This is a genomic window from Xanthomonas melonis, from assembly GCF_020783655.1.
Classification (GTDB): domain Bacteria; phylum Pseudomonadota; class Gammaproteobacteria; order Xanthomonadales; family Xanthomonadaceae; genus Xanthomonas; species Xanthomonas melonis.
The window spans coordinates 174096-196772 of the sequence record NZ_JAJGQH010000001.1; the positions used below are offsets into that span (position 1 = coordinate 174096).

Annotated in this window: 20 protein-coding genes; 14 read left to right on the forward strand and 6 right to left on the reverse strand. The window is 65.1% G+C overall.

All coding sequences use genetic code 11. From position 1 onward, the window contains the following. The first annotated feature begins 399 nt into the window (after nt 1-399). The 6 genes from LL964_RS00740 (at nt 400) to LL964_RS00765 (ending at nt 9203) form a co-directional block, all read left to right on the forward strand. Entirely contained in the window at nt 400-2037 is a 1638-nt protein-coding gene (locus tag LL964_RS00740; protein ID WP_104586992.1) for a glucoamylase family protein, read from the forward strand. Nucleotides 2038-2040: 3 nt separating this feature from the next. After that, nucleotides 2041-3369 carry a sugar ABC transporter substrate-binding protein gene (locus LL964_RS00745; protein ID WP_104586993.1) on the forward strand — a complete coding sequence of 443 codons (1329 nt, stop codon included), beginning with the start codon at nt 2041-2043 and terminating at the stop codon, nt 3367-3369. Beyond that, nucleotides 3366-4250, forward strand: coding sequence for a carbohydrate ABC transporter permease (locus tag LL964_RS00750; protein WP_104586994.1), 885 nt, complete (start codon nt 3366-3368; stop codon nt 4248-4250). Before LL964_RS00745 ends, LL964_RS00750 begins: the two co-directional genes overlap by 4 nt. Continuing rightward, a complete protein-coding gene (locus tag LL964_RS00755) occupies nt 4247-5083 on the forward strand; it encodes a carbohydrate ABC transporter permease (protein WP_104586995.1) in 837 nt (278 codons plus the stop codon). Before LL964_RS00750 ends, LL964_RS00755 begins: the two co-directional genes overlap by 4 nt. Before the next feature lie 26 nt (nt 5084-5109). Continuing rightward, complete coding sequence (locus LL964_RS00760; protein WP_167395287.1) at nt 5110-8244, forward strand: discoidin domain-containing protein; 3135 nt, start codon at nt 5110-5112, stop codon at nt 8242-8244. A gap of 164 nt (nt 8245-8408) precedes the next feature. Then, nucleotides 8409-9203: an endonuclease/exonuclease/phosphatase family protein gene (locus tag LL964_RS00765; protein WP_228329354.1), complete on the forward strand. Its 795-nt coding sequence runs from the start codon at nt 8409-8411 to the stop codon at nt 9201-9203. 109 nt (nt 9204-9312) lie between these two features. On the opposite strand, the gene LL964_RS00770 is transcribed toward LL964_RS00765, so the two are convergent. The 6 genes from LL964_RS00770 to ykgO form a co-directional block, all read right to left on the reverse strand. Next, entirely contained in the window at nt 9313-10545 is a 1233-nt protein-coding gene (locus LL964_RS00770; RefSeq protein WP_104586998.1) for a TraB/GumN family protein, read from the reverse strand. Continuing rightward, complete coding sequence (locus LL964_RS00775) at nt 10538-11065, reverse strand: GNAT family N-acetyltransferase (RefSeq protein ID WP_104586999.1); 528 nt, start codon at nt 11063-11065, stop codon at nt 10538-10540. The genes LL964_RS00770 and LL964_RS00775 overlap by 8 nt, the downstream gene beginning before the upstream one ends. 4 nt (nt 11066-11069) lie before the next feature. Then, complete coding sequence (locus tag LL964_RS00780; RefSeq protein WP_104587000.1) at nt 11070-11954, reverse strand: carbon-nitrogen hydrolase; 885 nt, start codon at nt 11952-11954, stop codon at nt 11070-11072. A 75-nt stretch (nt 11955-12029) separates the two neighbouring features. Continuing rightward, a complete protein-coding gene (locus LL964_RS00785; RefSeq protein WP_167395288.1) occupies nt 12030-13064 on the reverse strand; it encodes an agmatine deiminase family protein in 1035 nt (344 codons plus the stop codon). A 213-nt stretch (nt 13065-13277) separates the two neighbouring features. Then, complete coding sequence (locus LL964_RS00790) at nt 13278-13619, reverse strand: hypothetical protein (protein WP_104587001.1); 342 nt, start codon at nt 13617-13619, stop codon at nt 13278-13280. A 209-nt stretch (nt 13620-13828) separates the two neighbouring features. After that, complete coding sequence (ykgO, locus tag LL964_RS00795) at nt 13829-13954, reverse strand: type B 50S ribosomal protein L36 (protein ID WP_005913193.1); 126 nt, start codon at nt 13952-13954, stop codon at nt 13829-13831. Nucleotides 13955-14128: 174 nt separating this feature from the next. Here ykgO and cmk point away from each other — a divergent pair, with 174 nt between their 5' ends. The 8 genes from cmk (at nt 14129) to galU (ending at nt 22649) form a co-directional block, all read left to right on the forward strand. After that, nucleotides 14129-14812, forward strand: coding sequence for a (d)CMP kinase (gene cmk, locus LL964_RS00800; RefSeq protein WP_104587002.1), 684 nt, complete (start codon nt 14129-14131; stop codon nt 14810-14812). A 182-nt stretch (nt 14813-14994) separates the two neighbouring features. Continuing rightward, the gene (gene rpsA, locus LL964_RS00805; RefSeq protein ID WP_104544102.1) at nt 14995-16680 is read left to right on the forward strand and encodes a 30S ribosomal protein S1; all 1686 of its coding nucleotides are present in this window, start codon (nt 14995-14997) and stop codon (nt 16678-16680) included. Nucleotides 16681-16767: 87 nt separating this feature from the next. Further along, nucleotides 16768-17079: an integration host factor subunit beta gene (locus LL964_RS00810; RefSeq protein ID WP_104587003.1), complete on the forward strand. Its 312-nt coding sequence runs from the start codon at nt 16768-16770 to the stop codon at nt 17077-17079. 67 nt (nt 17080-17146) lie between these two features. Then, the gene (locus LL964_RS00815) at nt 17147-17452 is read left to right on the forward strand and encodes a lipopolysaccharide assembly protein LapA domain-containing protein (RefSeq protein WP_104587004.1); all 306 of its coding nucleotides are present in this window, start codon (nt 17147-17149) and stop codon (nt 17450-17452) included. Nucleotides 17453-17458: 6 nt separating this feature from the next. After that, on the forward strand, nt 17459-18637 hold the full coding sequence (gene lapB / locus LL964_RS00820; protein WP_104587005.1) for a lipopolysaccharide assembly protein LapB: 1179 nt from the start codon (nt 17459-17461) through the stop codon (nt 18635-18637). 223 nt (nt 18638-18860) lie between these two features. Continuing rightward, the gene (locus LL964_RS00825) at nt 18861-19835 is read left to right on the forward strand and encodes an MraY family glycosyltransferase (protein ID WP_104587006.1); all 975 of its coding nucleotides are present in this window, start codon (nt 18861-18863) and stop codon (nt 19833-19835) included. Nucleotides 19836-19848: 13 nt separating this feature from the next. Beyond that, a complete protein-coding gene (locus LL964_RS00830; RefSeq protein ID WP_167395289.1) occupies nt 19849-21756 on the forward strand; it encodes a polysaccharide biosynthesis protein in 1908 nt (635 codons plus the stop codon). After that, entirely contained in the window at nt 21756-22649 is an 894-nt protein-coding gene (gene galU / locus LL964_RS00835; protein WP_104587007.1) for a UTP--glucose-1-phosphate uridylyltransferase GalU, read from the forward strand. The genes LL964_RS00830 and galU overlap by 1 nt, the downstream gene beginning before the upstream one ends. Nucleotides 22650-22677 lie beyond the last annotated feature (28 nt).

Consider the following 22677-nt stretch of genomic DNA (forward strand, 5'->3'; position numbering starts at 1 on the left):
CGTTCCTGCAACGCCGCAACGCCACCACGACAGCTCTCAGGAGACACCATGCGCCACCCCGGACGGGACGTTCGGCGACAAGGACTTCGGCATTGCCGCCGCCCCCGAACGATACCGGCGCCGTGCCACATTCAAGGTGGGGGAGGATATCCTCGGCGGGATCGCCCGCGGCAATTACGCCGCCTTCAACGGCGATACCGGACTATTGCGGGGCTTGAACACGGCTTAGGGCACTCCGAGCGGAGCGCTGGCATCGCCGATGCGGACCTTCCCTCGGGCCCTCGGCCTGAACTGGTGAAGTCACCAGCTGCCCGGGCATACGCCGGGGCGGTCGAACTCGGCGTCTGGATAGGGTAGGTTTGTGTGCGAAATGTAATCGATTACATAAGTGGGGGACGGATGGACAGGGGCACTGCGTCGCGTTGGTTGACGATTCCATTCTTGCTGGGCGTGCTGGTGCTGGCGTCCTGCAAACAGGCCGAGGAGCCCAAGGTGGCGGAGAAGAAGGCGCCGGTCAAAGTGATCCTGATCGAGGCGCAATTGCCGCCCAAGCCGGTCAAGCCGCCGCTGCCCCCGCTGTTTTCCGATATCGAACGGCGTACCTTTCAGTTCTTCTGGGACACCACCAACGAGGTCAATGGTCTGTCGCCTGACCGGTTTCCGTCGCGCCCGTTCGCCAGCATCGCCTCGGTCGGCTTCGCGCTGACGGCCTATCCGATCGGCATCGAGAATGGCTGGATCAGCCGCAACCAGGCGGTGGACCGCACCCTGATCACCCTCAAGTTCTTCCGCGATGCGCCCATGGGGCCGCAGAGGACCGGCAAGGCCGGCTACAAGGGTTTCTATTACCACTTTCTGGACATGCAGCAGGGCGCGCGTTACGACAGCTGGGTCGAGCTGTCGAGCGTGGACACTGCGCTGCTGATGATGGGCGTGCTGTTCGCGCAGTCGTATTACGATGGCGAGGATCCGCGCGAGAAGGAGATCCGCCAGCTCGCCGACACGCTGTACAAGCGGGTGGACTGGCGCTGGCTGCAACAGCGTGCGCCGCTGATCTCGATGGGCTGGTTCCCCGAGAGCGGCTTCATCAACCACGACTGGATGGGCTACAACGAGGCGATGATGCTGTACATCCTGGCGCTCGGTTCGCCCACCCACGGGGTGGACCCGGACGCCTGGACCAGTTGGACCCGCACCTACAACAACGACTGGGGCGTATACCAGGGCCAGGAATACCTGTCTTTCGGCCCGATGTTCGGCCACCAGTACAGCCATGTCTGGATCGACTTCCGCGATATCCAGGACCAGTACATGCGCGAACGCGGCATCGACTACTTCCTCAACAGCCGGCGCGCCACGCTGGCCCAGCGCGACTATGCCATCGACAATCCGATGAAGTGGAAGGACTACGGCGAGAACGTCTGGGGCCTGACCGCCGGCGATGGCCCGCAGAACACCAGCCAGGAATACCGTGGCGAGCAGCGGCAGTTCCGCCACTATTCCTCGCGCGGCGCCGGCCTGCGCGAGAACTTCGACGATGGCACCATCGCGCCGACCGCGGCGATCTCCTCGATCGTGTTCGCACCGGAAGTGGTGATTCCTGCCACCGAGGAGATGCACAAGCGCTACGGCGATTTCCTGTACTCCAGCTATGGTTTCCTGGATTCGTTCAATCCCAGCTTCAACTACGACATCCCGCTCAAGACCGGGCGTATGATTCCGAACCGGGGCTGGGTGGCGGGCGACTACATCGGCATCGACCAGGGGCCGATTCTGGCGATGATCGCCAACTATCAGAACGAATTCGTCTGGAACGTGATGAAGAAGAACGCCTACGTCCGTAGCGGGCTGGAGCGGGCCGGATTCACCGGTGGCTGGCTCACCCCCGAGGGTGAACCGCAGCCGCTCCCGCAGAAGGACGAGCAGAGGGCCGCTGCGCGGTCGCTGGGCATGGCCGAATCGCGCGCCGCCGCCGCCCAGGCCCAGCAAGACCCTTCGCAGCGGCAGAATTCCTCGCAACGCCCCAAACCCGAGTAATCCGTGCGCCTCCTGACCCTGCTGATGATGGTCGCCGTCCTGTGCGCAGGCGTGGCGGGATGCAGCCGCACCGATCCGGCGCAGACGACCGTGCGGTTCTGGGCCATGGGCAAGGAGGCCGAAGTGGTCGCCGAACTGGTGGCCGATTTCGAAAAGCAGCATCCGGATATCCGCGTCGACGTGCAGAACATCCCGATGACCGCGGCGCACGAGAAACTGCTGACCGCCTTCGCCGCCGATGGCCTGCCCGACGTGTGCCAACTGGGCAACACCTGGGTGCCCGAGTTCGCCCTGCTGGACACGCTCGAACCGATGCAGCCGTACGTGGCGCGCTCCAGCATCGTCGACCCGGCGGACTATTTTCCCGGCGTGTGGGACACCAACGTGATCGATGGCACCCTGTATGGGGTGCCGTGGTATGTGGACACGCGGCTGTTGTTCTATCGCAAGGACCTGCTGCGCGAAGCCGGCTACGACGCGATGCCCACGACCTGGGCCGGCATGGAGCAGGCGATGGCGGCCATCAAGCGCAATGTCGGGCCGGACCGCTATGCGATCCTGATGCCGCTCAACGAGTTCGAGCAGCAGCTCTCCTTCGCGTTGCAGCAGGACGACCGCCTGCTGCGCGACCACGACAACTACGGCAATTTCCGCAGCGCCGGCTTCCGCAAGGCATTGGCGTTCTACGACGGCATGTACCAGAACGGCTGGGCGCCGAAGGTCTCCGAAACCCAGGTGTCCAACGTCTGGTACGAATTCTTCAACGGGTACTACGCGTTCTATCTGTCAGGCCCCTGGAATGTGCGCGAGTTCAAGCTGCGCCAGCCACCCGGCATGCAAGGCAAGTGGGGTACCGCGCCGTTGCCCGGTCCGAACGGCCCCGGCGCGGGCATTGCCGGCGGCTCCAGCCTGGTCATCTTCAAGTCCTCGCAGCACAAGGACGCCAGCTGGAAGCTGATCGAATACCTGTCGCAGCCGCAGGTACAGGCGCGTTTCCACGCCATCATCGGCGACCTGCCGCCGCGGCGCAGTACCTGGCAGCTGCCGTCGCTGGCCAACGACGAACTGGCCCGCGCCTTCGGCGACCAGCTGGAGCGGGTCAAGGCCACGCCCAAGGTGCTGGAATGGGAGCGCATCGTGCAGGAGATGCGCCTGGTGACCGAGCAAGTGGTGCGCGGCGGTCAATCGCACGAGGCCGCCGTGCAGGAACTGGACAAACGCGTGGACGACATCCTGGCCAAACGCCGCTGGATCTTCGAGCAGGAAGGCGGGCATGTCGGGCCTGCCGCCGAGGCGATGCCGCCCACCGCCGCCACCGGAGCCACCCGATGATGCGCCGCACCTCCATCGCCGGCTGGGTGTTCGCCGCGCCATCGATCCTGGTACTGGGCATGTTCTTTGGCGTGCCGGTACTGGCCGCGCTGGTGCTCAGTGTCACCGACTTCGACCTGTACGCGCTGGCCGACAGCAGCCATCTGCGTTTCGTCGGTCCGGGCAACTACATCGAGCTGCTGCAGACGCCGCTGTTCTGGAAGTCGTTGTGGAATACCACGTACTTCGTGTTGCTGGGCGTGCCGATGTCCATCGGCGTGTCGCTGGGCGCGGCGCTGCTGCTCAACGCCAAGGCTTCGCGCTTCAAGGCCTTGTTCCGCACCGCGCTGTTCGCCCCGGTGGTGACCACGCTGGTGGCGGTGGCGGTGATCTGGCGCTATCTGTTCCACATCAAGTACGGCCTGGTGAACTTCGGTCTGGCCCATCTGGGCATCGCCCCGATCGACTGGCTGGGCGATCCGCGCTGGGCCATGCCCACCATCATGCTGTTCGCGGTGTGGAAGAACTTCGGCTACAACATGGTGATCTTCCTGGCCGGGTTGCAGGCCATTCCGCAGGACCTGTACGAAGCCGCGCGCATCGACGGCGCCTCGCGCTGGAAGCAGTTCCTGCACATCACCTTGCCGATGCTGGGCCCGGTGCTGATGGTGGTCGGCGTGATCACCATTTCCGGCTACTTCCAGCTGTTCGCCGAACCCTATGTGATGACCCGCGGCGACCCGCTGCAGAGCACCGTGAGCGTGCTGTATTTCATGTTCGAGGAAGGCTTCAAGTGGTGGAACCTCGGCCGCGCCTCGGCCGTGGCGTTCCTGTTGTTCCTGATCATCCTGACGGTGACCACGGTGATGCTGCGCTTCGGCCGCAAGAAGGATTTGATATGAGTCGTGATGTCGGCGAGTCGCCTTGGAATGCCGTGCTGATCAACGGCGGGCTGGTGCTGCTGGCGGTGATCAGCCTGGCGCCGCTGCTGTGGATGCTGTCGGTGTCGTTCATGCCGACCGGCGAAGCCAGCCGCTTCCCGCCGCCGCTGCTGCCATCGTCGTTCACCACCGCCAACTATCACGAGCTGTTCGCGCGCACCGGCATGGCGCGCAACTTCGCCAACAGCCTGTTGGTGTCGGGGCTGATCACACTCGGCTCCTTGCTGATCAACACCATGGCCGGTTATGCCTTCGCCAAGCTGCACTTCGTCGGCCGCGAACGCCTGTTCAAGATCCTGATGGCGGCGCTGGTGATCCCGGCGCAGGTGGCGATGCTGCCGTTGTTCCTGCTGATGAAGCAGCTGCATCTGGTCAACAGCATCGGCGGGGTGGTGGTGCCGGCGCTGGCCACCGTGTTCGGCATCTTCCTCGTGCGCCAGTACGCGCGCAGCATCCCCGACGAACTGATCGAAGCCGCGCGCATCGACGGCGCCAGCGAACTGCGGATCTTCTTCCAGATCGTGCTGCCGATGCTCAAGCCGGTGCTGGTCACCCTGACCATCTTCACCTTCATGGGCTCGTGGAACGACTTCATGTGGCCGCTGATCGTGCTCACCGACCAGGAGCAGTACACCTTGCCGGTGGCGCTGGCAGCACTGTCGCGCGAGCACATCATGGACGTGGAACTGATGATGGCCGGTGCGGTGGTGACGGTGATTCCGGTACTGCTATTGTTCCTGGCGCTGCAGCGTTACTACATCCAAGGTCTTCTGCTGGGGAGTGTGAAGGGGTGAAGCCAGTGTTCCTGCGACTGTTTGCGATGACCGCCCTTGCCGCCTCGGGCGCGGCGCAGGCGCAGGAGCGCGTGCTCGACGGCTTCAACGACATCAGCGCCTGGCGACTGGTAGTGTCCAACCAGGTGAGCGGTTCGCTGCGCCCGGTAGCCACCACTTCTGGCGGACACGCGCTCTGCCTGGATTACAACTTCAATGGCGTGTCCGGCTATGTCGGCATCCGTCGCTCATTGCCGATCACCTATCCGGACAACTACCGGATGTCGTTCGCGCTGCGCGGCGAATCGCCCTCCAACGACCTGCAGTTCAAGCTGATCGACGCCAGCGGCGACAACGTGTGGTGGGTCAACCGGCCGGGCTTCAACTTCCCGAAGAACTGGGCCACGTTCAACTACCGCAAGCGCAATATCGAAAAGGCCTGGGGCCCGGGCGCGGACAAGCAACTGCGCAGCAGCGCGGACGTGGAATTCACCATCTATAACAAGGTCGGCGGCAAGGGCACGGTGTGCTTCGATCGTCTGACCCTGACGCCGCTACCGGCGGAAGACACCTCGCCGCTGAAGGCCGAGGCCATCACCGACACCGCGCCGGCACTGGAACAGCGCCTGGCGGACGGCAAGCCGGACACCTTCTGGCTCAGCGGCGCGGTCAAGCAACAGACCGTCACCCTGGACCTGGGCAAGGTGCGCGAATTCGGCGGTGCCGTGGTGCAGTGGGTACCAGGCTTGCAGGCTTCGCAATACCAGGTGCGCTCCTCCAGCGACGGACGTAGCTGGCGCGACCTGCGCACGGTGACCGCCGGTGCCGGCGGCACCGACTGGTTGGCCTTGCCCGATACCGAGGCGCGTTATCTCCGCTTCGACCTCAAGGACGGTCCGAACTGGCGTTACGGCATCAAGGAAGTGCAGGTGCAGCCGCTGGCGTTCGCGGCCACGCCCAACGACTTCATCAAGTCGGTGGCTGCGCAGACGCCGCGTGGCAGTTATCCGCGTGGTTTCTCCGGCGAGCAGCCGTACTGGACCATCCTGGGCCTGGATGGCGGCACCGAGCAGGGCCTGATCGGCGAAGACGGCGCGGTGGAAGTGGGCAAGGGCGGTTTCAGCATCGAGCCGTTCGTGGTCACCGGCGGCAAGGTCCTGCACTGGTCCGATGTCAGCAGCGAGCAAAGCCTGCAGGACGACTACCTGCCCATCCCCAGCGTGGATTGGCACCACGACCTGATGAACCTGCGCGTCACTGCGTTCGTGCAAGGCACGCCGGAGCAGGCGCAGCTGGTCGCACGCTACCAGTTGCACAACACCGGAAAGGACGCGCGCGAATTCACCCTGGCGCTGGCGGTGCGGCCGTTTCAGGTCAACCCGCCATCGCAGTTCCTCAACACCCTGGGCGGCATCAGCCGCATCGAGCAACTGTCCGTGGACGGCGGCCAGGTCAGCGTCAACGGCAGGCCGCGCGTGTTCGCAGCGCAGCGCCCGGACGCCGGCTTCGCCAGCGCCTTCGACAGCGGCATGGATGTTGGCCATCTCACCGCCGCAACACCGCCCAGCACCAGCCAGGTCAAGGACGAGACCGGCCTGGCCTCGGGCGTGCTGCTGTATCGCTGGAAGCTGGAGCCCGGCCAACGGCGCGAAGTGGCGTTGGTGATTCCACAGACCGGTGCGGCGCAACTGCCGGCCGGTTTCGATGCCGAGACCGCGCAGCGACAGGTGGCACAGCAATGGCGCAACAAGCTCGATCGGGTACGCATCAGCGTGCCGGTCGAAGGCAAGCCGGTGGTCGACACCTTGCGCACCGCCTTGGCGCATATGCTGATCTCGCGTATCGGGCCGCGTCTGCAGCCGGGCACGCGCTCGTATTCGCGTAGCTGGATCCGCGATGGCGCGATGATTTCCGAAGGGCTGCTGCGGCTCGGCCGCGAGGACGTGGTGCGCGACTACGTCGACTGGTTCGCTCCCTACCAATTCGCCGACGGCATGGTGCCGTGCTGTGTGGACGATCGCGGCAGCGATCCGGTGCCGGAGAACGACAGCCATGGCGAGCTGATCTACAACATCGCCGAGTACTACCGCTACACCGGCGACAGGCCATTCCTGGAAAAAATGTGGCCGCACGTCACCGGCGCGTTCGACTACATGGAAAAACTGCGCGCCAGCGAACGTACCGAAGAGAATTTCATGCGTAATCCGGCCTTCTACGGAATGATGCCGGTCTCGATCAGCCACGAAGGCTATTCGGCCAAGCCAGTGCATTCGTATTGGGACAACTTCTGGGCACTGCGCGGTTACAAGGACGCCGCGATGCTGGCCGGTGCGCTCGACAAGCCGGAGGACCTCGCCCGCTTCGGCGCTGCGCGCGATGAGTTCAGCGGCGACCTGATCGCCTCGCTGGGCGCGGCAGTGCGCCAGCACGCCCTGGATTTCCTGCCCGGCTCGGCCGAGCTCGGCGATTTCGATGCCACCTCCACCACCATCGCGCTGACACCGGGCGGCGAACAGCAGCGGCTGCCGCAGGAGCTGTTGAACAACACCTTCGAACGCTACTGGAAAGAGTTCTCCGACCGCCGCGACGGCAAGCGCGAATGGAAGGACTACACCCCCTACGAGTGGCGCAACGTCGCCGCGTTCGTACGGCTCGGCTGGCGCGAGCGCGCCTGGGACGCCACCACGTTCTTCTTCAAGGACCGTGCGCCCCAGCCCTGGAACCAGTGGGCGGAAGTGGTGTCGCGCACGCCGCGCACGCCGTTCTTCGTCGGCGATCTGCCGCATGCCTGGGTGGCATCGGACTTCGTGCGCTCGGTACTGGACATGTTCGCCTACACGCGCGAAGCGGATCAGAGCATCGTGATCGCCGCCGGCACGCCGACGCGCTGGTTCGAAGGCAAGGGGATTGCGATTGCCGAATTGCGCACCCCGTATGGGCGTCTCAATTACAGTCTGCAGCGCACAGAGAAGCAGCTGACGCTGCAGTTGCAGCCCGGCCTGCTGATGCCGCCCGGCGGTGTGGTCTTCGCCTGGCCATACCAGGGCGAGCCCGGCAAGGCCAGCGTCAACGGCGAAACGGTGGAGTGGCAGAACGGCGAGTTACGCATCCAGCAACTGCCGGCAGCCGTGCAGATCGACGTGCCCAGCGCGGTACGGCGGGCCGAGAAGGCGTCGCCGTAGTGCAGAGGCCTTGTCCAGCAAGGGCAGGGCAGTGGCGTGCCGGCAGCAAGCAGCTTGCCGCGCGTTTCTTGTTGCTGGCGTGCGCGATGGGGGCACAGGCTGCTCTGGCGGCGCAGCAGGTCGAGACCGAGCGGGCGCGGGACGGCGGCCGGCCTCCGATCAGCATGCGATCTACTCAGGCAGGGCCCGTGCGCCAGATGACCCTGGTCACGCTGAACCTGCATCACGACCGCGACGACTGGCCGGGCCGTCGCGCGCATATCGCCAAGCAGCTCAAACGGCTGGCGCCAGACGTGATCGCCCTGCAGGAAGTCATCGAGCGGCACGGCAGCGTGGAAAACCAGGCCGGCTGGCTGGCGCGCAAGCTGGATTACGAGCTCATCTTCGCCTCGGTCGATCCGGTTGGCGCGGCCAAGCGTTACGGCAATGCGCTGCTCAGCCGGCGCAAGGTGCTGGCCCGCCACCAGCGGCAGTTGCAGCCGCTGGACGACTATCGCGTTGCCGCGCACTTGCAGGTCGACGTCGAGGGCCAGCCGGTCAACGTCTATGTCACCCATCTCAACGAACGCGCAGACGCACACGGCACCGCCACGCGGACGCGTCAGGTTGCCGATCTGCTGGAATTCGTTGCCACCACCAGCGCGCAGGCCCCAGTGGTGATCGCCGGCGATTTCAACACTGCCGCCGATGCGCTGGATCTGGAAGCGCTGCGCAAGAGTTATGGGGACAGCTACGGCAGCGTCCACCGTAACGGTGATGCCAGCGTCAGCACCTTGAACACGCACGTCTTCGCCAAACCCGCGCGCATCGACCACGTGTTCTTCCAGCAGAACCGCCTGCTCGCGCGCGAAGCGCGCATTTTATTCGACACGCCTTACGCCGAAGGCCGTTGGGCGTCGGATCACTACGGCGTCTGGGTGCGCCTGCAGCTGGCCGCCGATCAGTCCGTTGCCCCCTGACCGCATCTGGCCGCAAGCCGTAGGAGTGCCCCCGGGCGCGGCGGGCTGTACCGGTGACGCCCGTCGCGTCTGGGCGCGCTCCTACAGAAGAGGGCTTCGCATCCAGCGATCACCCATGCAGGCGATTGAAGATCTGTACGCCTGCCAGCCATACGCCGGTCATGCTGCCGACATTGGTCAGCAGGAAGGTCAGCACCACGCGCGACACGCGATTGCGGTACCAGCCGCGCAGGGTCTGCGCGTCGTCGCGCAGGGTCAGGAAGTCGCCGTACGCCGGCTTGCGCATATGCACTTCGACCAGCGCCGCGAAGGCGCCGGTCGGCACGCTCAGACGGAACGGCTTGAATGGAGCGACCAATGCAGCGGTGAGGATGCTCAGCGGGTGGCTGCCAGCCAGCAGGCAGCCCAACGCAGCCATGCCGCCGGTATACATCGCCCATTGCAGCAACAGGTCTGCGCCCATGCTCAGGCCGCCGCGCCAGAAGCCGACCGCGATGCCGGCGATGATGACCGCCAGGATGCCGAGCGTGATCCACGGGATACGCTTGCGCTGCTGCACGTGTTCCAGCGACTCGCGTAGCGGGCCCGGTGCCTCGGTGTCCTGTTCCAGATGTCGCGCAAGCCCTGCCAGATGTCCGGCACCGACCACGGCCAGCACTTCGCGCTGGCCAGGATCGGCTTCCTCGCGCAGGCGCGTGGCCATGTAGCGATCGCGCTCGGCGATCACCGTTTCGTACAACTCCGGGCTTTCGCTGGCGAAATCACCGAAGCTCGCTTCCAGCATGTCGCCCTGCTTGAGCTTTTCGATCTCCTCTTCGCCGACTTCGTCGGCCGCGAACAGCCCGCCAAGCAGGCCGCCGGCCAGTTTCATCTTGCCGAAGAAACCCAGCCGGCCGGAGGCACGCTTGAAGGTAAGGCCGACCTCGCGATCGATCAGGTGCACCGGCAGGCCCTGCGCGCGTGCCAGGCTGACCGCCTCCTTCAACTCCGCGCCCGGCTCGATGCCGAGTTGCTTGGCCAGGCGCCGCTGATACGCGGCCAGGGCCAGATTCGCCGCGAACAAGGCCACGCGCCCCTTGCGGATCACCTGCACCAGATCCAGACGCGCTAGCGCGTCCGGGTCGCTCAACGCCTGCAGGCGCTGCGCATCCAGTTCCACCGCGACGGCGTCGTAGCGGCCGCTGCCGATCGCCCGCTGCACCGCAGCCACGCTGGCCAGCGATACATGCGCGGTGCCCAGCAAGGTATAGCGCACGCCATCGCGCTCGACGATGCGATGAGGCTGGCCGGAAAGCGCATCGTCCAGACTGTGGGGGAGCTGCTCGGTCATGGGGTCATTCATCAGAAGGAGGGGTGGTGTCGCCGGAGCCGAGCTGGCGCTGCATCTGCACGCCATCCAGCCAGCGACCATGCTTGCGACCGATACCGGTAAAGACTCCGACCGTGCGGAATCCAAAACGTTCATGCAGGCGCAGCGAGGCACGGTTTTCGGCATCGCCGATCACCGCGATCATCTGCCGGTAGCCGCGTTGCTCGCATAGGGCGATCAGCTCGCCCAGCAGGGCCTTGCCGATCCCGCGGCCTTGCATGCCGGCGGCGAGATATATCGAGTTCTCCACCGTCCAGCGATAGCCAGCACGTGTTCGGAACGCGCTCGCATACGCATACCCAGCAACCACGCCGTCGGCTTCGGCAACCAGATACGGGTAGCCGGCGTCCACGATCGCGCGCATACGCGCATGCATCTGTTCGCTCGACGGTATCGCGTACTCATAGGTATTGCACCCGGCGATCTGCTCCGCATAGATCGCGGTGATCGCCGGAATATCCGCATCGCGGACCGCACGCAGCGCGACGGGCATGCGATCAGTCGATGTAGCGCTTGAGCAGATCGCCGTACGCATCGATGCGGCGATCGCGCAGGAACGGCCAGATGCGACGTACCTGTTCGCTGCGCTGCAGATCCACATCGCAGATCAGCACCGTCGGCTCCTGGCCGGCTTCGGCGATGAATTCGCCCTGCGGTCCCAGCACGTGGCTGTTGCCCCAGAACTGGATGCCGGATGCGCCCAGCGGCGAAGGCTCGTGGCCGACGCGGTTGCACGACAGCACCGGCACCCCGTTGGCGACCGCGTGCCCGCGATGGCTCAGGATCCACGCATCGCGCTGACGTTCCTGTTCGGGCTGCTGGTCGTCCGGGTCCCAGCCGATCGCGGTGGGGTAGAGCAGCAGCTCGGCGCCGGCCAGCGCCATCAGGCGCGCCGCTTCCGGGTACCACTGATCCCAGCAGACAAGCACGCCCAGGCGGCCGACCGAGGTGTCGATCGGCGTAAAGCCCAGGTCGCCAGGGGTGAAATAGAACTTCTCGTAGAACCCCGGGTCGTCGGGGATGTGCATCTTGCGGTACTTGCCGAGCAGCCGGCCGTCCTTTTCGAACACCACGGCGGTGTTGTGGTAGAGGCCGGCGGCGCGGCGCTCGAACAGCGAGGCCACCAGCACCACGCCGTGCTGTTTGGCCAGCGCGCTCAGACGCTCGGTGCTCGGGCCCGGAATGGGCTCGGCCAGATTGAATTCCTCCACCGACTCGTGCTGACAGAAGTACGCACCGTTGTGCAGTTCCTGCAGCAGCACCAGCTTGGCGCCTTGCGCGGCGGCTTCGGCCACGCGTGCCTCGATCACGGCCAGATTGGCCTCGGCATCGCCGTGGTTGCGCTCCTGGATCAGCGCGACGGAAAGGGAATGACGGGTCATGGAAACGTCCAACTGGGTGGCGCACTAAGGTAGCGCGCCCTGGCGTAATGCCGGCCTGCCGGCCGGGACGGTAACTCAGGCGGCCAGCAGGCCGGCGGGCAACTGCATGGTCAGGCAGTGCAGGCTGCCGTTCTGCCAGATCAGCGCGCGGCACGGCACCGGCACGATTTCGTGCTGCGGGAACGCTTCGGCCAGCACGGCCTGCGCAGCGGCGTCGGCGGCATCGCCATACGCCGGCATCAGCACTGCGCCGTTGACGATCAGGAAGTTGGCGTACGACGCCGCCAGGCGCCGGCCCTGGTCGAGAATCGGCTGCGCCCATGGCAGCACGAACAGCCGGTACGGTTGCCCGTCGGCCTTGCGCAAGGCCGCCAGTTCGTTGCCCATCGCCTGCAGCTCGGCGTAGTGCGAATCGCCAGGCGCATCGCAGCCCTGGTAGACGATGGCATCCGGACCGGCGAAGCGTGCCAGCGTATCGATGTGCGCGTCGGTGTCGTCGCCCTCCAGGTAGCCATGGTCCAGCCACAGCACGCGGTCCTGTGCCAGCCACGCGGCCAGGTCGCTGCTCAGCGATTCGCGGCTGCGTTGCGGATGGCGCTCGTGCAGGCATTTCCAGGTGGTCAGCAAGGTGCCGGCGCCGTCGGTCTCGATCGCGCCGCCTTCCAGGGCGAAATCCACCGTCTGCACCGGCGCGGGCACGAAGACCTGCGCCGCATCCAGTGAACTCACCAGCTGATCGTCCAGGCTGGCCTCGAACTTGCCGCCCCAACCGGTGAAGCGGAAATCCATCAGCCGGAAGCCACCATCCTGACGCAGGGTGATCGGGCCGGAATCGCGCAGCCAGGTGTCGTTGTAGGCCGCCACCACGAAGCGTACGCGCGTCATGTCCAGCCGTGCCGAACGCAGCCGCGCCTCGGCGTAGATCTGCAAGTCGTCGTCTGCCACGCAGATGATCACCGGCTCGAAGCGGGCGATCGCCGTGACCAGCGCGATGTAGGTCTCTTCCACATCGGCCAGGCGTTCGGCCCAATCGGTCCCGGCGTGCGGCCACGCGAGCAATACAGCGGATTGAGGTTCCCATTCGGCGGGAAAGCGGAGACGGTCGGTCATGCCTGGCAGATACTCATCTTGGTGTCCGGACCGCGGCCCGGAGGTGTGTCGATACCCTGCACCCGGTGCAGGCTCTTGCGATCCTGACACACGCTCGCGCGTCAGGCCTTGGTGCAGATTCGCAGCAGGACGTGTCCGGTTGCTGACGGGCACGGCGCTCGCGGCTTGCGTGGCGGTCCGGCCTGCGCTGCACGTGGCGGCGCAGGCGCGCGATCACTTGATCGGCGGCTTCGGCCCGATCTCGTTGGCGTCGGCCTGATTGGCCACCACGTCGATCACCTTGCTCTTCTCGAAGTACACGGTGAACGCCGGGTACACCCAGCGATGGATCGTCGGCCACTGACGCTTCTGGCCGCCGCGCGGATCCAGCTTTTCCTGCGGCGCGCCGTAACGGCTTTCGACCTGGCTCATGCTGTCGCCGCGCAAGGGCAGGGCAGCGGCAGGTTTTTGCTGGACGCGGTCGATCAGCAGCGTTTCGGCCGAAGCGACGGCGCTGATCCCCATCAACGCGATTGTCAGCACGATCGGCGGCATCACAAACAAACGGTTGCGCATGTCATCTACTCCCCAGTGGACAAGATTCGAGTGGCGATTACAGCAAAAAACCATGGCCCGCGCCGGTCGCGCAGCACCCGGGCGTGCCTGTCATCCAGGCAGGTGTGGCGCTCGCAGCGGACGCGGGCGCGATGGCCTGCAGCAAGGCAACGACCAAGAAAAAACCGCCCGGAGGCGGCTTTCTCGGGTCTGGCACGCGCCGCAAAGGCTCAGCGCTGACGCGCCTTGAAACGCGGGTTCGACTTGCAGATCACGAAGACCTTGCCGCGGCGGCGGACCACCTTGCAGTCGCGGTGACGGGTCTTCGCAGACTTCAGGGAGGACAGGACTTTCATGGCACACCTCGGTGTAAGCGGTTGGATTCGATGGGAAGAGTGCCCACGGTTCGAGGGTGCACTCGCAATGAAGCCGGCGATTCTAACCGGCTTTTCGTCGTGCTTTCAAGTGGTTGCAACGCAATCGCAGCGGGCGGCGTTACACTACCGCCTGATGCCCTTCCGGAAACCTGAATGACCGACCTGTCGCCCGTCCTCACCATCGATGGCCCCTCCGGCGCCGGCAAGGGCACGGTCAGCCGAATCGTCGCCGCCCGGCTGGGCTGGCACTATCTCGATTCGGGCGCACTCTACCGCGCCGTCGGCGTGGCGGCGAGCTGGGCCGACCTGGACGTGTCCGACCCGGCGGCTCTGGTGCGCTGCACCTTCGATACCCGGGTGGAGTTCGACGATGCCGGCGAGGCGGGGCTGCGGGTGTTGGTCAACGGGGTGGATGCCACCAGTGAATTGCGCCTGGAAACCACCGGGGCGCTGGCCTCGGCCATTGCCGCCATTCCCGAGGTTCGCAGCGCACTGAAGGAGCGCCAGCGCGCATTCAGGCGTGCTCCCGGGCTGGTCGCCGACGGCCGCGATATGGGCACGGTGATCTTCCCCGACGCCGCCTTCAAGGTGTTTCTGACCGCCAGTGCCGAAGAACGTGCGGGCCGTCGCCATAAGCAGTTGATGGAAAAGGGTGTTTCGGTTATCTTTGACGACCTGCTGCGCGAGATCATGGCCCGGGATGCCAGGGATGCGCAGCGGGTGGTGGCGCCATTGCGGCCGGCCGAAGACGCCGTGCTGATCGATACCAGCGGAATCGGGATCGAGGATGTCGTCCAGCGTGTGCTCGGCGTGTTATCCGACCGCACGTCGTCGTAAGCGTTCCGCAAGCGGGCCTGTCCCGCCAACCGTAAGGCGTTCCAAAGCTCCGTTACGCATCCTGCGTGGCGGTTCTATTCCTTCCAATCCGACCCGTGGTTGGGGTCGACCAACAGGCTGGGCGGTCCGTCTCTGTCGCAATCCGACGATCGGCGCCCGTGTGTTCAACTGAGTAAATTCAAATGACAGAATCTTTTGCAGAACTGTTCGAAGCCAGTCAAGCCAATCTGGCGAAGCTGAAGCCGGGCTCCATCGTCACCGGTACCGTCGTGGAAGTGCGCGGCGACGTGGTGGTGATCAATGCTGGCCTGAAGTCCGAAGGCATCGTGCCGATCGAGCAGTTCCGTAACGACGCTGGCGAGATCGATGTGGGCGTGGGCGACCAGGTCAAGGTCGCGCTGGACTCCATCGAAAACGGCTTCGGCGAGACCGTGTTGTCGCGCGAAAAGGCCAAGCGCGCGATGGTGTGGGACGAGCTGGAAGAAGCGTTGGAGAAGAACGAAACCATCACCGGCCGCATCAGCGGCAAGGTCAAGGGTGGTTTCACCGTGGACATCAAGGATGTCCGCGCGTTCCTGCCCGGTTCGCTGGTGGATGTGCGCCCGGTGCGCGACCCGGCCTACCTGGAAGGCAAGGAACTCGAGTTCAAGCTGATCAAGCTGGACCGCAAGCGCAACAATGTGGTCGTGTCCCGCCGTGCAGTGGTCGAGAGCGAGCACTCGGAAGAGCGCGAGCAGCTGATGGACAAGCTGCAGGAAGGCGCGATCCTGAAGGGCGTCGTCAAGAACCTGACCGACTACGGCGCGTTCGTGGACCTGGGTGGCATCGACGGCCTGCTGCACATCACCGACATGGCCTGGAAGCGCGTGCGCCATCCGTCCGAAGTGGTCAACGTCGGCGACGAGCTCGACGTGCGCGTGCTGAAGTTCGACCGCGAGCGTAACCGCGTCAGCCTCGGCCTGAAGCAGCTGGGCGAAGATCCGTGGGACAACATCGCCCGTCGTTACCCGGCCAACAGCCGCGTGTTCGGCAAGGTCTCCAACGTCACCGATTACGGCGCGTTCGTCGAGATCGAGCCGGGCGTCGAAGGCCTGGTGCACGTGTCGGAAATGGACTGGACCAACAAGAACGTCAATCCGTCCAAGGTCGTGCAGGTCGGTGACGAAGTCGAAGTGATGGTGCTGGACGTCGATGAAGAGCGTCGCCGCATCTCGCTGGGCATGAAGCAGGTTGCCGCCAATCCGTGGGAAACCTTCGCTGCCACCCACAAGAAGAACGACAAGGTGTCCGGTCAGATCAAGTCGATCACCGACTTCGGCATCTTCATCGGTCTGGACGGCGGCATCGACGGCCTGGTCCACCTGTCCGACATCAGCTGGAACACCACCGGCGAAGACGTCGTGCGCAACTACAAGAAGGGCGACACCCTGGAAGCCGTGGTGCTGGCAGTGGACCCGGAGCGCGAGCGCATCAGCCTGGGCGTCAAGCAGCTGGAGCAGGACCCGTTCGGTCAGTACATGGCGTCCAACCCGAAGGGTTCGAAGGTCGAAGGCACGGTGCGTGAAGTGGATGCCAAGGGCGCCACGATCGATCTGGCCGATGGCATCGAAGGCTATGTGGCTGCACGCGACATCGCCAACGAGCGCGTCGACGATGCGACCCAGCACCTGAAGGTCGGCGACAAGATCGAAGCCAAGTTCGTGGGCATGGACCGCAAGGGCCGCACCCTGCAGCTGTCGATCAAGGCCAAGGACGATGCCGAAATGCGCGAAACGCTGGAGGAATACCAGTCCTCCGCTGCGTCGGGCGGCATGACTCAGCTGGGTGCGTTGCTGCGCGCGCAGTTGAACAACAACAAGTCCGAGTAAGCGCGTAGCGCTCTAGCGAGCGTGATGGATCGGCCCGGGCTTGCCCGGGCCGATTCCGATGTGTCAGTCGAAAAAGCAACTCTTCCCATGACCAAGTCCGAATTGATTGAAATCCTGGCACGACGCCAAGCGCATCTGAAGTCGGACGACGTGGACCTGGCAGTCAAGTCACTGCTGGAAATGATGGGGCAGGCGCTCTCCGAGGGCGATCGGATCGAAATCCGCGGGTTCGGCAGCTTCTCGCTGCACTACCGCCCGCCAAGGTTGGGTCGTAATCCCAAGACCGGCGAATCGGTGGCGTTGCCGGGCAAGCATGTCCCGCATTTCAAGCCGGGCAAGGAATTGCGCGAGCGGGTCAGCTCGGTGGTTCCGGTCGATCTGGCCGATGCGGCGGACTGAGGTACGCTCTACCGCTACGTTTATCCTGTCTCGGTTAAGCTAATCCCCTTCCCGACGGAGTCTCGCGATGAAGGTGTTTCGCTTGCTGGTGATGTTGGCGTTCCTGCTGGTCGGCCTGATCGTCGGGGCGGTCAATTCTCAGGACGTTACGCTCGACTTCCTGTTCTCCAGTGTGCATACGACCTCCGGAGTCGCGATCATCGTCGCGTTGCTGGTCGGCGTGTTGATCGGCGCCGGCATGGTGCTGGTCAGTGTGGTCATTCCCCTTTATTCCAGACTGCGCCAGGCCAACAAGGCGGTTGCGGTCAGTCGTGCCGATGCCGGGCCAGTTGCGCCCGCCGCCGTCGAGCCGCGCCCTCTCGATGGACTGTAAGCACGTATGGACTTCCTGACCGAGTGGTTCTGGTTCTTCCTGTTTTTGCCGCTGGCGGCCTTGAGCGGCTGGGTCGTCGGCCGTCGCGGTGGCCAGCGCCACGGCGATACCCAGGTCAGCCGCCTCTCCAGCACCTATTTCCGTGGTCTGAACTATCTGCTCAACGAGCAGCCGGACAAGGCCATCGAGCTGTTTCTGCATATCGCCGAGCTGGATAAGGAGACTTTCGAGACGCAGGTTGCGCTCGGGCACCTGTTCCGGCGCCGCGGCGAGGTGGATCGCGCCATTCGCCTGCACCAGGGCCTGGTGCAGCGTGCCGACCTGACCGATCAGCAGCGGGTGCAGGCCTTGCTGGCGCTGGGCGAGGACTACATGAAGTCCGGCCTGCTCGATCGCGCCGAAACCGTGTTCACCGAACTCGCCCAGCTGGACCAGCGCGCGCCGCAGGCGCTGCGGCATCTGATCGGCATCTACCAGGCCGAGCGCGACTGGGAAAAGGCGATCGACAACGCCACCCGCTACGAGGAAGTCACCGGCGAGCCGATGGGCAAGCTGATCTCGCAGTTCGAATGCGAACTGGCCGACCGTTACCGCGGCCTCGGCAAGCCCGACGACGCCTTGCTCGCGATCCGGCGTGCCTACCAGGCCGATGGCACATCGGTGCGTGCCGGCATTCTGGAAGGGCGCATCGAAGCCGAGCGTGGACACGACGAGGCTGCCGTGCGTGCTTTCGAGCGCGCCGCGCGGCACGACCCGGAGTATCTGCCGGAGATCATCCCCGCCCTGATGGCGGCCTATCGCCGGGTTGGCGACATCGCCGGTGCGCGCAACTTCCTGTCGGAAATGACCGAACACTATCGCGGGATCGCGCCGGTGCTGGCGCTGACCCAGCTGATGGAAGCGCAGGACGGCGTCGCGCCGGCATTGGCCTATCTGAGCCGTCAGCTCAAGGATCGGCCGTCGGTGCGCGGAGAGTCCGCACTGATCGACCTGACCCTGGCCGAGGGCAGCGACCCGGTCGGCACCTTGAACGATCTCAAGCACATCACCGATCAGTTGCTGGTGCGCAATCCCAGCTATCGGTGCACCCGCTGCGGCTTCGGCGCCAAGACCCACCACTGGCAATGCCCGAGCTGCAAGGAGTGGGGCACGGTCAAGCCGCTGTTGAATTACGCGGTGGTGTAACGGTGTCGATCTTTCCTCAAGGGCGCGCATGCCCGGGCACCGGGCTGCGGTTGCGGGCGCATCGCATGCGGCGGCGACATGTGTCAGGGCATCTGGCTGGCGATCCGTACGCTACCGTATTCTGGCCTTCGGCACGCGCATGGCGAGGCATCCGGGTGCCGTTGTCGTTGCTGGATGCGCATCGCGGCAGCGCTTCGCGCCCGATCGGTCACCGGGCGCGCTGATGTCGGAACTCTGGCTGTGGTGTGCGTCGCACCTGATCGCCGCGGCGCTGGGCACTTGGCTCCTGCGTGGCTATGCACTGCGTCGTCGCCTGCTCGATCAGCCCGGTGAGCGCCGCAGCCATGCCGTCGCCACACCGCGCGGCGGCGGCATGGCGATCGTGGCAGCCGTTCTTGCGGGATGCGGGGCGGCGTGCGCGCTCTGGCCGGCCGCGCGCCCGATCGTGATCTGGTTCGCCGCCGGGCTGGTGCTGGTCGCCGGTGTCGGTTGGTGGGACGATCACCGCCCACTATCGGCCAGGCTGCGTCTGCTCATCCATATGGCCGCCTCCGCCTCGCTGGGGCTGTTGATCGCGCGCTACAGCGGTAACGCCTGGGATGGCGTCCTTGGTGCGCTGGCGTCGGTGGTGTTGATCAACGTCTGGAATTTCATGGACGGCATCAATGGGCTGGCGGCCAGCCAGGCCGCATTGGCGGCATTGGCATTCGCCGCCGCTGTCCCGGCGCCCTGGTCGTGGGCAGGTCTGGCGGTGGCGGCGTCCTGCCTGGGCTTTCTGCCCTTCAACTTTCCGCGTGCGCGCATCTTTCTGGGCGACGGCGGCAGTGGTGCGCTGGGCTACATCCTGGCCGCGCTGCTCGCGCTCGGCGTGGTGGAAGGGCAGGCCGGCTGGTGGATCGGCTGGCTGCCCTTGTCTGCATTTCTTGTAGACGCCGGCTTCACGCTATTGTCTCGCATGCTCGCCCGGCAACGCTGGTGGGAACCGCATGCGCAGCACGTTTACCAACGTCTTGCGCGTCGTTTCGCAAACCATGTTCCGGTAACCGCCGCTTATTTCGCCTTCAGCCTGGCGGCGCTCAGCTTGTACGTGGTACTTCGTCATGACCCGTTGTGGCTGCAATGGCTTGCGGCCCTGAGCTGGGGCCTGGCGGCCACAGCGATCTGGCACCTTCTGCGCAATGGCCTGCGCGATTATTGAGTCATGGATTTTTATGATTTCTTGGCGTGACCGTCTGACCAAAGCATTGCCGCAGGTCGCTGTGGTGGTGCATGACCTGCTCATGGTCTGGCTGTGCTGGCAATTGCTGCACGCTGGCCGGTATTCCATGCTGCGCGACGCGCCCGATCTCCCGCTGTGGGACTGGCGCACCGCCGTCGTGCTGGTCGCGCAGGGGCTGGTGTTCTGGAAGATGGGGCTGTACCGCGGCCTGTGGCGGTTCGCCTCGGTTCCCGACCTCTGGAACATTTTCAAATCCAGCTTCCTGGGCCTGGTGGCGATCGTGCTGGCCTTGTCCTATGACCGCCTGGACGGCGTGCCGCTCTCTGTTCTGGTGGTGTATCCGTTCGCGCTGTCGGCGCTGTTGGGGACGCCACGACTGCTGTACCGCGCGTGGAAGGACTACCAGATCGCGCACTCCGGCGAGGTCGCGCAGCGGGTGCTGATCCTGGGTGCCGGCCGTGCCGCCGAAGGTCTGGTGCGCGACCTGCGTCGTACCGGTGCCTTCGTGCCGGTCGGCTTCCTGGACGATGCGGCCAATCTGCACGGCGCCAAAATCCAGGGCCTCAACGTGCTGGGCAACCTGGAGCAGGCCGCGTCGATCGCCAAGGAAACGGCGGCCAAGTTGCTGGTGATCGCGATTCCGTCGCTGGACGCTGCCGGCATGCAGCGGGTGGTGGCGATCTGCGAAAGCACCGGCCTGCCGTTCCGGATGGTGCCCAAGCTGATCAACGTGCTGGAAGGGCGTTCGCTGCCTGGCGAACTGAAAGAGGTGGCCATCGAGGATCTGCTCAATCGCAAGCCGGTGACCCCGGACTGGCGGCTGATCCGCGGCTGGCTGACCAACAAGACCGTCATGGTCACCGGTGCCGGCGGCTCCATCGGTTCGGAAGTGTGCCGGCAATGTGCCCGCCACGGCGCGCGTCGCATCGTGCTGCTGGAAATTGACGAACTGGCGTTGCTGACCATCGATTCGGATCTGCGCCGCCTGTTCCCGGATGTCGAGGTGGTCCGTGTGCTGGGCGATTGCGGCGACCCGGCGGTGGTCGCGCACGCGCTGCATACCGCGACCCCGGACGCGGTATTCCATGCCGCCGCTTACAAGCAGGTGCCGTTGCTGGAAGAGCAGTTGCGCGAGGCGGTGCGCAACAACGTGCTGGCGACCGAGAACGTGGCGCGCGCCTGCCAGCGTGCACGGATCGAGACCTTCGTCTTCATTTCCACCGACAAGGCAGTCGAGCCCGTCAACGTGCTGGGCGCCAGCAAGCGCTACGCGGAGATGATCTGCCAGAGTCTTGACGCACGCGACGCGCCGACGCGCTTCATCACGGTCCGCTTCGGCAACGTGCTCGACTCCGCTGGCAGTGTGGTGCCGCTGTTTCGCGAGCAGATCCGGCAGGGCGGCCCGGTGACGGTGACGCATCCGGATGTGACCCGGTACTTCATGACCATTCCGGAAGCCTGCCAGCTGGTGATCCAGGCCGCTGCATCGGCGTCGCATGGGGCGATCTACACGCTGGACATGGGCGAACCGGTGGCCATCCGCCTGCTGGCCGAGCAGATGATCCGTCTCGCCGGGAAGCAACCAGGCAAGGACATCGCCATCCTCTATACCGGGTTGCGTCCGGGCGAGAAGCTGCACGAGACCCTGTTCTATTCCGACGAGGACTATCGCCCTACCGCGCACCCCAAGATCCTGGAAGCGGGCGTGCGCGAGTTCTCGCATGAGCAGGTGCTGCAGCTGGTGACGCGGCTGCGCGAGGCGGTTAACCGTTATGACATCAAGGCCATGGAGACTGTGCTGGGCAGTCTGATGCCGGATTTCGCGGCTGCTCGACGGAAAGTCGACGCGCGATCTGATACGGTCGTTCCATTCCCCGCACGTGAGGTCAGAAGACTTTGATGAGCCAGCGTATTCGCAAGGCCGTATTCCCCGTCGCAGGTCTTGGGACCCGCTTTCTTCCGGCCACCAAGACGGTGCCGAAGGAAATGCTGCCGATCATCGACAAACCATTGATCCAGTACGCTGTCGACGAGGCCATCCAGGCCGGTTGCGATACGCTGATCTTCGTCACCAACCGCTACAAGCATTCCATCGCCGACTACTTCGACAAGGCCTACGAGCTGGAGCAGAAGCTCGAGCGCGCCGGCAAGCTGGAGCAGCTGGAATTGGTTCGCCACGCGCTCCCGGAAGGTGTCCGCGCCATTTTCGTGACGCAGGCCGAAGCGCTGGGCCTGGGGCATGCGGTGTTGTGCGCCAAGGCGGTGGTCGGCGACGAGCCGTTCGCGGTGCTGCTGCCCGACGACCTGATGTGGAATCGCGGCGACGCCGCGCTGACCCAGATGGCCAACGTGGCAGAGGCCTCCGGCGGCAGCGTGATCGCAGTAGAGGACGTGCCGCACGACAAGACGGCCAGCTATGGCATCGTCTCCACCGACGCCTTCGACGGGCGCAAGGGTCGGATCAATGCCATCGTCGAAAAGCCCAAGCCGGAAGTGGCGCCGAGCAATCTGGCGGTGGTCGGGCGCTACGTGCTCAACCCGAAGATCTTTGATCTGCTGGAGTCCACCGGCGCCGGCGCCGGTGGCGAGATCCAGCTGACCGATGCGATCGCCGAATTGCTGAAGCAGGAGCAGGTCGATGCATTCCGCTTCGAGGGGCGGCGCTTCGATTGCGGCGCGCATATCGGCCTGATCGAGGCCACCGTGCACTTCGCGCTGGAGCACGAGAAGCACGGCGGTCCGGCGAAGGAGATCCTGCGCACGGCACTGGCCGCTGCCGACGCGCGCGGCTGATCGCCACGCCCACGATTGTACAGCGAAC